The organism is Bacillus cihuensis, from assembly GCF_000504145.1.
Classification (GTDB): Bacteria; Bacillota; Bacilli; order Bacillales; family DSM-1321; genus Peribacillus; species Peribacillus huizhouensis.
In genome coordinates, this window is sequence record NZ_KI632497.1 from 23,082 (window position 1) to 35,161 (window position 12,080).

General features: G+C 36.6%; 24 protein-coding genes. All 24 read right to left on the reverse strand.

The window, feature by feature from the left end; translation table 11 throughout:
* Positions 1-52: 52 nt before the first annotated feature.
* A complete protein-coding gene (locus V179_RS0118270) occupies positions 53-394 on the reverse strand; it encodes an HNH endonuclease (RefSeq protein WP_028392733.1) in 342 nt (113 codons plus the stop codon).
* Between the two features lie 62 nt (positions 395-456).
* Complete coding sequence (locus V179_RS28325; RefSeq protein ID WP_051405043.1) at positions 457-798, reverse strand: hypothetical protein; 342 nt, start codon at positions 796-798, stop codon at positions 457-459.
* A gap of 26 nt (positions 799-824) precedes the next feature.
* On the reverse strand, positions 825-950 hold the full coding sequence (locus V179_RS32080; protein ID WP_268745210.1) for a hypothetical protein: 126 nt from the start codon (positions 948-950) through the stop codon (positions 825-827).
* Positions 951-1,099: 149 nt separating this feature from the next.
* Positions 1,100-1,387, reverse strand: a complete 288-nt coding sequence (locus V179_RS0118285) for a hypothetical protein (RefSeq protein ID WP_028392734.1) — start codon at positions 1,385-1,387, stop codon at positions 1,100-1,102.
* Positions 1,388-1,489: 102 nt separating this feature from the next.
* A complete protein-coding gene (locus V179_RS0118290) occupies positions 1,490-1,723 on the reverse strand; it encodes a hypothetical protein (protein ID WP_028392735.1) in 234 nt (77 codons plus the stop codon).
* Between the two features lie 208 nt (positions 1,724-1,931).
* Entirely contained in the window at positions 1,932-2,450 is a 519-nt protein-coding gene (locus V179_RS0118295) for a hypothetical protein (RefSeq protein ID WP_028392736.1), read from the reverse strand.
* Between the two features lie 169 nt (positions 2,451-2,619).
* Positions 2,620-3,450, reverse strand: coding sequence for an ATP-dependent DNA ligase (locus V179_RS0118300; RefSeq protein WP_028392737.1), 831 nt, complete (start codon positions 3,448-3,450; stop codon positions 2,620-2,622).
* Positions 3,451-3,702: 252 nt separating this feature from the next.
* Complete coding sequence (locus tag V179_RS0118305; protein ID WP_028392738.1) at positions 3,703-4,503, reverse strand: V-type ATP synthase subunit I domain-containing protein; 801 nt, start codon at positions 4,501-4,503, stop codon at positions 3,703-3,705.
* 75 nt (positions 4,504-4,578) lie between these two features.
* Positions 4,579-5,007, reverse strand: a complete 429-nt coding sequence (locus V179_RS0118310; RefSeq protein WP_028392739.1) for a hypothetical protein — start codon at positions 5,005-5,007, stop codon at positions 4,579-4,581.
* Complete coding sequence (locus tag V179_RS0118315; protein WP_051405044.1) at positions 5,004-5,492, reverse strand: hypothetical protein; 489 nt, start codon at positions 5,490-5,492, stop codon at positions 5,004-5,006. The genes V179_RS0118310 and V179_RS0118315 overlap by 4 nt, the downstream gene beginning before the upstream one ends.
* Positions 5,493-5,598: 106 nt before the next feature.
* Positions 5,599-6,114, reverse strand: a complete 516-nt coding sequence (locus tag V179_RS0118325) for a crossover junction endodeoxyribonuclease RuvC (protein ID WP_028392741.1) — start codon at positions 6,112-6,114, stop codon at positions 5,599-5,601.
* Between the two features lie 126 nt (positions 6,115-6,240).
* Positions 6,241-6,510 carry a nucleoside triphosphate pyrophosphohydrolase family protein gene (locus tag V179_RS0118335; RefSeq protein WP_028392742.1) on the reverse strand — a complete coding sequence of 90 codons (270 nt, stop codon included), beginning with the start codon at positions 6,508-6,510 and terminating at the stop codon, positions 6,241-6,243.
* Between the two features lie 93 nt (positions 6,511-6,603).
* A complete protein-coding gene (locus V179_RS0118340; protein ID WP_028392743.1) occupies positions 6,604-7,206 on the reverse strand; it encodes an HNH endonuclease signature motif containing protein in 603 nt (200 codons plus the stop codon).
* Position 7,207: 1 nt separating this feature from the next.
* Positions 7,208-7,444 carry a hypothetical protein gene (locus V179_RS0118345; RefSeq protein WP_028392744.1) on the reverse strand — a complete coding sequence of 79 codons (237 nt, stop codon included), beginning with the start codon at positions 7,442-7,444 and terminating at the stop codon, positions 7,208-7,210.
* Positions 7,445-7,458: 14 nt separating this feature from the next.
* Entirely contained in the window at positions 7,459-7,626 is a 168-nt protein-coding gene (locus V179_RS31105; RefSeq protein WP_154664017.1) for a hypothetical protein, read from the reverse strand.
* Between the two features lie 24 nt (positions 7,627-7,650).
* Positions 7,651-8,103 carry a single-stranded DNA-binding protein gene (gene ssb, locus V179_RS0118355; protein ID WP_028392745.1) on the reverse strand — a complete coding sequence of 151 codons (453 nt, stop codon included), beginning with the start codon at positions 8,101-8,103 and terminating at the stop codon, positions 7,651-7,653.
* Positions 8,100-8,282, reverse strand: a complete 183-nt coding sequence (locus V179_RS0118360; RefSeq protein ID WP_028392746.1) for a hypothetical protein — start codon at positions 8,280-8,282, stop codon at positions 8,100-8,102. The genes ssb and V179_RS0118360 overlap by 4 nt, the downstream gene beginning before the upstream one ends.
* A gap of 178 nt (positions 8,283-8,460) precedes the next feature.
* Positions 8,461-8,934, reverse strand: coding sequence for an HNH endonuclease (locus V179_RS28330; RefSeq protein ID WP_235179160.1), 474 nt, complete (start codon positions 8,932-8,934; stop codon positions 8,461-8,463).
* The gene (locus V179_RS0118375; RefSeq protein WP_028392747.1) at positions 8,927-9,634 is read right to left on the reverse strand and encodes a sigma-70 family RNA polymerase sigma factor; all 708 of its coding nucleotides are present in this window, start codon (positions 9,632-9,634) and stop codon (positions 8,927-8,929) included. The genes V179_RS28330 and V179_RS0118375 overlap by 8 nt, the downstream gene beginning before the upstream one ends.
* A gap of 3 nt (positions 9,635-9,637) precedes the next feature.
* On the reverse strand, positions 9,638-10,213 hold the full coding sequence (locus V179_RS0118380; RefSeq protein WP_028392748.1) for a sigma-70 family RNA polymerase sigma factor: 576 nt from the start codon (positions 10,211-10,213) through the stop codon (positions 9,638-9,640).
* Positions 10,176-10,334 carry a hypothetical protein gene (locus tag V179_RS31195; RefSeq protein WP_161632354.1) on the reverse strand — a complete coding sequence of 53 codons (159 nt, stop codon included), beginning with the start codon at positions 10,332-10,334 and terminating at the stop codon, positions 10,176-10,178. Before V179_RS31195 ends, V179_RS0118380 begins: the two co-directional genes overlap by 38 nt.
* Positions 10,335-10,342: 8 nt before the next feature.
* Positions 10,343-10,510, reverse strand: a complete 168-nt coding sequence (locus V179_RS31110) for a hypothetical protein (RefSeq protein ID WP_154664018.1) — start codon at positions 10,508-10,510, stop codon at positions 10,343-10,345.
* A gap of 21 nt (positions 10,511-10,531) precedes the next feature.
* Positions 10,532-11,335, reverse strand: a complete 804-nt coding sequence (locus V179_RS28335; RefSeq protein WP_051405045.1) for an ATP-binding protein — start codon at positions 11,333-11,335, stop codon at positions 10,532-10,534.
* Positions 11,298-12,047, reverse strand: coding sequence for a phage replisome organizer N-terminal domain-containing protein (locus tag V179_RS0118395; protein WP_028392749.1), 750 nt, complete (start codon positions 12,045-12,047; stop codon positions 11,298-11,300). The genes V179_RS28335 and V179_RS0118395 overlap by 38 nt, the downstream gene beginning before the upstream one ends.
* Positions 12,048-12,080 lie beyond the last annotated feature (33 nt).

A 12,080-nucleotide genomic window follows, 5' to 3' on the forward strand; every position in this document is an offset into this window, starting at 1 on the left:
AAATTTTAAAATTATTTTAAATAGAGGGGGGTATTAGACATGTATTTGAAAGTTAAAACCTATCTTTATTCGCTTTAGATGTAATTACATTGATTTTTCTAGACTGCTGTTCCTTTATGCTGAACCCTCTTTCAGGATGCTCTTTGTTATGACAAGGACGACAAATACATTCTAAGTTATCAATATCTAATGCAAGCTCTGGATGCTCTTCTAAGTGTTTGATATGGTGGACTGTATTACCTATGGTTATCTTTCCTTTACGTAAGCATTCTTGACAGAGATAATTGTCACGTATAAGAACAACCTGTCTACACTTCATCCATGCAGCACTCTTATAAAATGCCCGTGCTTCTTTATTACGTTTGTACTTGTCATAGTGTTGTTGTTTATTCATCAGCCATCTTTTCTGCTTCCATCATCCCTCACCATTCCTTCTCCATAATAAAAGACACCCAACTAATCGAGTGCCTTCACTTCCTCTTTTAACATATTCATTCTTTCAGTAAGCTCTTGCTTCATCTCATCCAGTTTCTTATGGTGTTCGTTAATAGCTGACTTGTATTCTTCTTCCGTCATGTTACGGAAGTTTATCTTAAGTTTCTGCTTGGAGAACCGATTAATCTCTTGCTGCACCTTCCTTGCCTGTTTATCTGTTACGAATGATATGTACTTCTTTTTACAGTGTGGGCAACGAAAATATGTTTCGATTACGTATCCTTTGATACGACTTACTGGGTGTTCGTATTCTTTAAGATTGACATCAAAATCTTTCGTGCAAACATCGCAGGTAACATTCATTGGTATCTCCTTCCTTCTCCAAATTGTTATACCAACAGTCTCCAATCTCTTGTACGAATTGGATCATTCTCTATAGCTGGCACCATATTAAAACAGACAAAAAAAGATAGTGCTACGACTACCCATTTATTTCTTCGTAGTATTTTCTTCATTCACTTTCCATCCTTCCTCTAGGACACAACGCAAATACGGGCAAAAAGAAATGGATTCATTTATCTTTTCTACCCATATGCATGATTCGCATTTCTTCATGTGCTCACCCCATAAGAAAAAGCACTCAAATAAATGAGTGCCATGATCTTTATTGAATATTTGAATACGCCTGTCTATCTAATTCCAATACCGCATTCGATTTAGCCTCTTCTAAAGTTTCTCCAATACCTACCGCTAAGTAATCCCTGCCAATTATTGCGCTACTATCTTCATTTTCATCATATAGATTTAAATAAACTTCCACACGATCTTCGAAGAACAGGAAAATGAAATCAATTGCATCTTTATGCTTGTTTATCATAATTCCGGTTTCGCTATCTAAAGCACCTACTCCAAAACTTTCATCTTCCACTAACTTTTCTAATTGTGTTTTCATTTTATCACCCTCCTCTAATATGGAGGATTCGACAAATAGGTAAATAGTCCTTGTAAAGGTTTTGTAAAATAAAAAGCACCCCCGAAAGGATGCTAAATTGCGTTAACTGTGAACTAAGTAAAAATCTTTATCTTCATAATTGTATTCATTTAATTCTATTCCCCTAATTGAAAACGATATAATGTTCTTGATTTGTACATATTTCCCATAAATACCAAACCATCCGCTAGATGCTTCAGTTATTTTCTTTTTTATAATAACTTTTGACTCTGATTTAATGTTAAAACTCTCAGAGTTCCCATCTACCGTTTGAATATTCACAAAAAAGTATTTCACATCTACACCTCCTTCTGACCTATGAATTCGACAAAAGGATATATTTTCCTGCCAACTCCTACAAATTATTTGCGCCTTATTCCCCTTTATGAAGTTTATATATATCTGTCTGTTCCCATTAACAGCAAAGATCACAAGGACTCAGCTTTTCTTTTTTTGGTTACTGATTAACTGGCGCATCCTTAAAGACCCAATAAAAAAGCACCCTTTATTCGGATGCCTTTTTGTTTATATAGTCGTATAAAGCTTCTTTTAGTATTTCACTAATATTGTTGTTACTATGTAGCCACTCTTTTAAATCAATTGGTAGTATCGCTGTAATATCAATTTTATCACTCGGCATATCTATTTTCCTTACTTCTTCAATAGTGATTCCTACGGTCGGATCAGGAAACTTACATTCAATAGAATCGCCATTTACAACTTCTAAATTCCGAAATTTCTCATGGTTATCGATGTTTACTTCCAGCTCTAATACCGGAACGTCTCCATTTCCTACCTCGGTTACTCCTGTAATAAACATATCTAAACTTTCTTCCTTGTCGTCGTCATACCGCAACAGAACTTCAGCTTTATCTTTATGGCTGTATTTTCTTGCATCGACCTCTGTAATTACAGTATCCAACAAAAGGCTATACCCATCACCTTCAGAATAGTGCAGGTACAACACGTTATTTAACAAACGTATTTCTTCGCCATTTATTTTTACTCTTTTTATTTGTGGCATAAGAACAACTCCTTTCCCCATCATTTCGACAAAAGGAGATGTTTTCCTTCTTTTCTCATTCTATCTAAACTAGATACTCAAAAAAATTGTTAAACAAGTTTGGATTGTATTTTTTGTGAGCATCTAGTTTACAAAGAACAATAAAAAAGCCTACCCATTGGATAGACGATTAAGATATATATTCAACAAATGACGGAATACGTAGCAAACCAGCTTTTGTATAGTTTCTAAACTTCACCTTGCATTTAATCTTTGGATCCAAGTAAATGAACTGCTTGTTTTCTCCAACAATTAAGTCTTGATACTGGCTGTAGAATTGTTTCCTTGCTGCAGGAGTTACAAATTCCATTATGCCGCCAGGCTTTAACTGATTTCCCTCTTCAATCCCTAGGAGCAAACCAAATTCATCTTTCCTTAACCCTGTTATTACTGCATCGGTATATTGATAATTGATAACTTTGAGCCAATCATTTGAACGCTTATTGATCTGATATTTTGAATTTGCTTTTTTCTGTACGATGCCTTCAAGCCCCTGTTGCTTCACTAATTCGAAATAAGCCAGGCTATTTCCGTACATCCATTGAACCTTACAAATTACATTAGAGTCAACAACGGTTTCTTCTAGCAGCTCTTTTCTCTCATATAGAGGTAATTGGGTTATCTTTTGACCATTATGATAAATTACGTCGAATACGCAATATTGTATAGCATGTTCAGATTTCTTTGACTGAAATCTTTCCATCATAGCTTCAAAGTCAGGTTTCCCCTGTTGATCAGTCACAATTATTTCCCCATCTAGAACAGTTCCGTTCGGAATGTCTAACTGTAGTAATTCAGGAAACATATTTGTGACCTCATTTTTGTGACGAGTATACAATCTTATTTTGTTATTAAACTTAGACAGTATCAAACGGATCCCATCTAGCTTTAATTCAGTAATAAAATCCTCATCCTCAAAGGGGTGCTCTGATTTATGCAATAACATTGGAGAAATAAACAAAGTTACCACCTCAAGAATATTGTAACACTCTTTAAAAGTATATCCTTAAGGTAGATTTTGTAAAAAGTAACTTTCTACCCCAACAGAAGAACGACACCTCGGCATAGTGTCGTTCTCGTTGATTCATTCCGTATGTGACAAAAGACGAATCGCGATTACTGCTTATCACGAATTGTCCTTTCTGTTAAATTTGCTACAATATCATAATATCATGGAAAATGGAGCCGAAAGTGCAACCATAGTGCAATTCACTTAGATGGGAACCAATTTACCGTAAATTTCATCACGCAATTTTGTTAGGTCCTCTAAAAAACTTTCCAGTTCTTCGCAATCCCCTTCTAATTCTTCCTCCAAGTTAACAGTGCTATCATCCTGGTCATCAAAAATACCCAGTTCTTGGATTGATTTTTCGTTGAAATTAGAAATCATATCAATTACTTCTTCAACAATATAATCTTCGAATTCATATTTTTCCGCTATCTCAGAAAGCCTAAGATGTACGTATGCAGGACTGTTAATTAGTCCTCTTATATCTTTAATTTGGTTGCTAACTGAATTTTTAGCTTTATTAAATCTTTCTATAGCTTCTTTTTTCTTCCCAATCCTAATGGTAAATCTAAAATCTTCTAGCCTTTGTTCCATTTTAGAAATTTTCTCATCAAATTCTGCAGAGTCAATTACTAGATCGATTCTTTTCTGATGTTCTTTTAATTTGTTAATTAAATTTGTTACCACAATTGCCCCTATAGTTACAAACAGTGTCACAAACCCTACAAAGAATATTGTGAAATTAAATAAACCACTTGAAACATCCTTTTCTCGATCTAATAAGGCTTTATACAGATCATCTTTACTTACTTCTTCATTTTGTTCCACCAAGTTTATTTGTTCTTCCAACTCACTTATCTTATTTTCTAATTCTTTTTGAGACACTTCACTATTTTGTGTATTTACAGCTTGTTGGTCATTATTAGTACTAGCCGCAAAACTTACACTATTATTTAGTAAAATAAACAAAAATACTAAACAACATAGTTGCATAAATCTTTTCACCTAATATCCCCCTATTTTCACATTATATAACTTTAACTATATTACTATATAAAACAGTTAAATAGTAATAATGATCTACCTCCACCCCAAAACTTCTGCAAGAACATTAATAATCTCATCTCTCCAGTAGAAAGCTTGCCTTCTGCTCACATGTAATTTCTGAGCAATCCCTTCCCATGTTAATTGCTGAGGTCTTGTCCAATACTTCAGTTGAACTAACTGCCTATGAGTCTCCGGTAGACCTGTATACACTTTTTCAATGGCGGTAGCGATTTCCTCTAGTTTAGTCAATCTCTTATGAGTTGCTAACCTTGTCCCTAAACTTCCAGTGGGATCCGAAATAAAACTTGATCTTCCACCACCTGTATTCTCATCATCGTTTTCATTCGTGAACATGATGTTGTTACGCAATAGCTGAATCTCTTTCAATGTATCATGGTAACTATATATTTCGGATTCTATATGTTGAAAGGTTGGTTTTTTAAGTTTAGTAGCTGTTGTCATGCTCCATCCTCCTTAGCAATTGCTTTCATCATGTCCTTTAATGTGTTTTGCATCCCTTGATAGGATAAAGCCACGCCTCTCCACGTTACAAAGTATCCTTCGTAAACACCTGACTTTTCTAAGTTAATCCCTTCAGCAATTTTGCTCTTATAGTTAGAATCGTTAATAGCCATCTTATTGGTTTCGCGCTCATACACATACATTTGTCCCCTTTCAGTACTAGCTCTCCCAAAATAAAATTGATATTGGCTCTTATAATAACCTGCAATCTTCCAAGCTTCCCTTTCAGCTCTATTGTAAAAATGCTCGAGTTTCGCAATCTGAAACGGAGAAAGGGAATCTATATGTTCTTCCATTGCATTTATGGATTTGAGTAAATCATTATGAGTTGCGATTGCTTTAGTTGCTCCTGCTGGTAGTTCTTCTTTAATGGCAGCCTTTAGTTCATCTGGAGAAAGAATTTGTTCTTGGGCTGTCTGATTCATAGTCTGCCTTTCCCGTCCTTGTATCCTTTTTCATACGAATTAACCGAAAATATAGACATAATAGCCAAACCAAACATGCAACCAATAATAAACGTTATAGCAGAGATCATTTATTCACCTTCTTCAGCACATCTTTTTGAAAAGCAGTAGTCTCTATATCCTCATTTATTGCTTCGGCTATTCTTGCCAGCACATATGCATCTCTAACATTATCACTGTCGTGCTCAAATCCCCATCGTTTGTAAATAGGTATGACCATGGCATCTTTCTTCACATTCCCTTTACCAGTTGCGAATTTCTTAACTGAGGTAGGTGGTATTTCGATTACTTTAAATCCTTCGAAATGAAGCAAATAACGAATTATCCAACCAACGCCATACTGAGTGCTTACACCTTGCCCTCTGGATCCATAAGAGAAACCTTCAATGCATATAAGATCATCTGGTTCTAATTGCATTAATATTTTTTGGGCAATATCTTCAAATCGTTCAATATCCTCTGTTTTATTAGTTGTAATTTCATCAACTACCCCCTCTGTATATTCGTTATAGAGACTACTTTTTTTGTTATACAGAATCGCTATTCCTGTTTTTGTTGATGGATCTATCCCCACATATCTCATTCGCTTCTCTCCTCCAAAACTTGAATGTATTCCAATTCCAATAGCTCCGGTCGCATCTTCTCGTAAAAGGTTCTACTGTAATTGCCGACCATGGTTAGAAACTCAATGTAGTATTCGCGGTCTGTTTCATTCATTTTCAGATTCTTCTTTCACTTGTTCGGCAATGGCAATCGCGACAGCAGCTGTATGAATTAATTCAGTGTATAGATCATCCGCATCTGTTTCTTTCATAGAAGTTAAGCCTAATTGACCTTGCATAGCTTGGGCAACTTCTCCGAATTCTTCTGCTAAAATCGCCAACCAAGTTCCCATATCATGCCTTTGTATCCCCCACTTGACATCTTGCGTTGCTCTCTCTTCCTCAACGTCCATAAGTACTTTTACAGTTAAATTCATTCTCCCTTACCTCCAGTTCATGTAGTGCTGCTTCTCTATATGGAGTGAATCGGGACAAATACATGAGTTGTCCCAGATTCGCTTTTGTTAGGTTCATTTTTTCTTCCTTTCGCCTATTTTCTTGTAAATGTCTGCGACAAGAATTCCTGTTTTGGTCAAATCGGCATTATCCTGGATTAAATTATGTTTGTTTAACATTGCAAGTTGAGCTCTTGATACTAGAATAAGATTATCGGGTTCAAAATTCCGGCGGTTCCCATCACCGAATATAACAACATGTTTTTTTGGAATCTCTCCGTTTACCGACTCCCAAACTATCAAATGTTTCGCTCTCCATTTGTTTGGATCCGCTATTTTTATGTCAACGTAATCATCACCATTAACTCTCTCAGTACCGACTGGTTTGTAATTATGAGGTTTGTTCCCCTTTTTGAATTGGGTTTTCTTGCCGTTCTCTCCGCAAAAATCTACACCCCTCACACCTTTGTTCCAAGCTTCCTGCCCTTTTATAAACCGACCATCAAGACCACTTACTAAGCCGTTCCGTTTAATAAAACCGACCATTTGGGTAACTTTTAAATTAGTGTTGAAATTATCATTAAACAATTCTGTTAATTCTTTTCGAGATCTACCTTTAATGTTCTCGCGGACAAATATTTTTTGCTCATCAGTGTAATTATGTGCTGGCGCTCTCACTTTACGCCTCCAGCATTTTAGGTTTTTCCGAATCTAAATTTAAACGATCATTGTCATCATAGAATTTTTGAGCTTTCAGAACCAAATCACCATTTTGTATAATTCGAGTGGCGATATCGGAAATCGCCTTTGCTCTTTTGAATTCCTCAGCTAAATCCTCCCCTTTTATTTCCTCGTCATTTAAACGTTCTAATTGGGCAAATAAATGGTTATTCAAATCACCTAGCGTATTTCTCATTTTCATCATCCTTTCTATCGAATTATTTGTTCACGAAATGCAGCTATAGCTAATTCACGTTTCAACGATGCATATCCTAGAGCTTCAATTGGCTGCCCTTGTTTTGTATGTGTGATATTTAAGTCCCTCAACCGATCAAGAACATTATTTCGTTTCAACTTTTCTTGATAAACAGATTTCATTTCATCACCCCATATGGATTATTTTCAAAACGGAAGATCATCATCTGAGATATCAATTGTTTTGCCGCCCTTTGCAAATGGATCATCATCCACCTTCGTATAATTGTTTTGTGAGCGATTCTGATTGTTCCTTTGTTCAGAATTTCCGTCCTGAGAATTTCTCGGCTCTAAAAATTGCACAGATTCAGCTTGCACCTCTGTCACATATACACGCTTACCGTCCTGTCCTTCATAATTACGTGTTTGGATGCGTCCATCCACTCCTGCAAGTGAACCTTTTTTCAAGAAATTAGCCGTATTCTCAGCTGGCTTTCTCCAAACCACCACGTTTATGAAATCTGCTTCCTGTTCTCCTGATCCATTTTTGAATGGGCGGTTGACTGCTAATGTAAATGCAGCAACAGGAACTCCATTTGGGGTGTAGCGTAAATCCGGATCTTTTGTAAGGCGTCCTACAAGGACAACTCGGTTCATCATGATTGTTTTCCTCTTTTCTCTTTTTGAATGTCCATCAAAGCAAAGAATGTTTTATTTTTAATATCTTCAAGAATTTCCATAGCTTCTCGGGGCGTAAACCCTTCATCTTCAACCATGTGCAATAAGCCAGTTACAACAAAAGGTGTGCCCAGTTTTGAATCATCCATTTTCTTTGCCATGATTGTTCCCCTTTACTGTTCGTATTTAAATTGACTAAACTAGATAATAGGGATTTTATATGCTATTTTTTATCAAAGATAACAAAATCCACTTTATGAGGTTTGCTGTCTAATACCTGTACAACTGTTAGTGGCTCGCCGTCTACGTCCTTCACTATCTTGATCATGACGTATCTTTTCATCGGCATCTCTCTTCTTCCAGCAGCATGAACTCTTCAAATAATTCATCAGTCGGATTTTGAATCAACCCTTCTTTCCACAAATCCCACTTATCTTTGTAATAATGTGGTCCAAACTTCTTCTCATGAAGCTCACGCCATTTATTCGCATACGCCCTGTCATTATGGCAACGCTTATGAAAAGTTGGGTATAAAGGTACAAGGTTTCTCCATCCACCACGGCCGCCTTGTGAACGAAAAGTAATATGATGCATTTCGATTAGGTTACTTCCTGACTCCAGGCATTGGTAACCGTAATGTTCCAAAGCTTTGTCATATTCCTTTTCTGAGATAGAAGAACGCTTTTTACGATGTGGTATGACTCTACCTTTGTACATATCAACCTGCTTCTTTTTCTTAGGCTTCTTTTTAATCTGCTTGTTTTTCGACTTGTCCTTTGGTTGAGGTTTAGGTACTGGCGAATACTCAAACACTCACAGCACCACCTTCAAAGGATTCGTATAGCCCTCTGATTCTTCTTAAATCCCTTGATACCTGAACTTGTGATAAACCTAACTCTTTTGCGATTACTTTTTGAGCCTTACCTTGCATTAATCCGGTCAAAATGAAAGTTAACCTTTTTCCGTATTTATCTAGCTGCAACCATTCAAAAAACTCATTTACAAATAGGTGTGTTACATCTTGTTCAGATGGGTATAAGCCAAATACAGTTGTGTCCTTTTCTCCATCTGAGCTAATAATCGTTTCACCTGAGACTGTATAAAAATTTCGTTTACACTCAAATACTACTTGTGCTTTTTTTATCGGTATTTCTAATTTCTTAGCTATTTCTTCCGGATTATCATTTCTACCGATTTTAAAACTTAACAACTTTATCGTTCTGGGAAACCTTGGACCAGTATTGAAGTCTCGGAATAATTTCATGATTTCACCTTGCACTTTTGGAAAAGCGTAGGTCATAAATTTTAATCCACGATCTGGTTCAAAATCTCGGTAAGCTTTAACTAATCCGATATACCCTTCACTTACAACATCTTCATACTCAAATCCGTACAGCTTGATTCTAGTTAGGTACCTTGAGGCGATGTGATGAACTAGATTTGAATAGTTTTCAATTATCCATTCAGCAGAAACCACTTCATCTTCGATATTTTTAACGGCAGCAGTTATCATAAGTCACATCCCTCTCCAATATTCCACCCTGATCTTTTCCAACGTATCTCTTACTACTAGCGAAACAGTTTGTTTAGTTCTACCAATTTCCTTAGCGATATCTAGCTGTCTCTTATCCTCCAAAAACTTCAAAAATATAGTTCTCTGTTTAACTGTTAATTTCCGAACAACTGTTTCAACAGCTTCGTTAATATCTTGCCAGTCATACTCCGATTCAGGGTTTTGTAAAAGGTTTTTGATGGTTAACTCATCTTTGCCATCAGAATCAACTTTTTCATCTATGCTGATAGCAGAGATATTTGCTTTTCGCTTGTCCCATCTTTGTTCGTTCATAAATAAATAAATTTCGTTTTTGATACATGTATAGGCGAATGTAGAAAACTTCACATTTTCATTCGGATCATAGGAATTTAGTGCATTATTAAATCCAAACATGCCAGCGCTTAAAATATCGTCATAATCAAAAGGCATGTTTCTGAATTTCCATACCACTTTATAAACCAACCTGATATTTTCTTCAGCTACTTTTTCTTTATCGAACTCAGGAGTGAACACCTTGTTTGCTGTTGTTGCATTCACGTTTCTCCCTCACTTCCTGTAAAAATTTTTCCGCATCACGTCTGCCGATGGCTTCCCAGTATCCAGAAGGGTAGCTATTGAATAGCCACGCTCCTGGGAATGGGTTCTCAATCCCCTTCATATCACACCTCACCCTATAATTTTCAACCGATCTGTCACTTCCATAAACCATTCCTTTTGCCCCAATATCAACGTCAATTCAACTGTGGCTAACAACATTTCCTTCAAATCATTTCCGCTTGTGTAGGTCCTAGGAGACTGATAAAAGTAAGGTAGATCTATTTTATCGGGTTGCATATTACCCACTCCTTTTTTAAATTACCAAGCTTGTGTACGGTAGTCTTTCCCTTCCATTTCGACTAATCGGGTACCCTTCATCATACGGCTTACAATACGTCCTCCGTGCACACCATATTTATTCGATAGTTCCTTGGATGAAAGATTCGTGGTAAATACTTTAGGCTTGTCCATACGTGAAGTAATGATTTGGAACAGGACTTCCGATGCCCAGCTTTCTTTTCCGTTTTCCTGCTTCACGTATTCAGCGCCTATATCATCCAAAACAAGAAGGTCGGCTTCTGCACACAATCTATAAATTTCTGATTCTGAAAAACTATGGTCATTAAACGATTGCCGTATCATCCTCAACAAGGAAGGCGTGTCAATGAATATAACTTTCTTCCCCTGCTCTTTTAGATATTTTGTGATGGAATGGGACAAATGAGATTTACCTAACCCATAACCACCTTTTAGCAACAGTGAATGAAATCCAGTTAGATTGTCGAAATTCTCAGCGAACCATTGGCACTTTTTTAACGCATCCTTCTTGCTGTCATGATCTGGTATGTAGTTCTCGAAGGTGGCTGTCTGCAAATCGTCAGGAATGAGACTATAACGCTCAAATTGGGCTGTTATTTGTTCATCCCTCTGATTATCCATCTGCACTTTATAGTCCGTCATTTCCCTCTCTAAGGCTTTATTCTCGCATGCAAGGCAATCACTTATTTCCTCGCCTTTATGGTCTTTTACGATTGGAACAGAAGAACCGCAAGTTTCACAGATTCTTTGTCCGATTACTTGGATTTTAGAAAAGGTTGTCAATGTAGCTTTCAGGCTTTTCAATTTGTCCGCCCCCTTCTTCATATCCGTCTATGAAAGAATCGTTGTTTAGGAATGTCGTAGGATGCTTGATATATTGCTTGTCCGTCTTTTGGACTTGCTGTGCATATTTTCCGGTACCAGCTAATATAGTATCTAAAGAATGGTTTTTAAGTGCTGTCTCGAATGATTTAGCAGCCTTTTTCTTATCAACCTTCCTAGGATAGATAGACCAGAATTGCTCAAACTCGTTTGAGTAAGGGTTATTCTTTTTATCTTTATCTATATCTAATTCTTTATCTATATCTGTTGCGTTTCGATGCGTTACTTGTAACGTTACATTTGAGATACTTTGAGATTCACGATGACGAGCAACTCTTTTTCTTGTCTGCTCTCTAATTTTGTCAAGCCCCGCAAGGTTTTGATGCTTCTCCCAATTGCAAATACTGATAAAATCATTGTCCAAAATTTCTATCATTCCGAACGTTTCGAGTGTCTTTAATGCTAATCTCACTGTCGCAATAGGACGATTAAAGATAGTCGCAATCATCTCATCTGAGTACGGAATGTTCTCATTGAGATAAATAAAACCAGACGCATTTGTCTTACCTGCTTGCGCAAGAAGCTTCACCCATATGATTAAGATTGTGTCAGCCTCAGGCATAGACTCAATCAAACGGATTTTTTCATCTTCAAACATGTTAGTGCTTAACTTGATCCACTTCACATCTGACACTTTTTTCACTTCCTTGGCATAAAACTTGTCCAG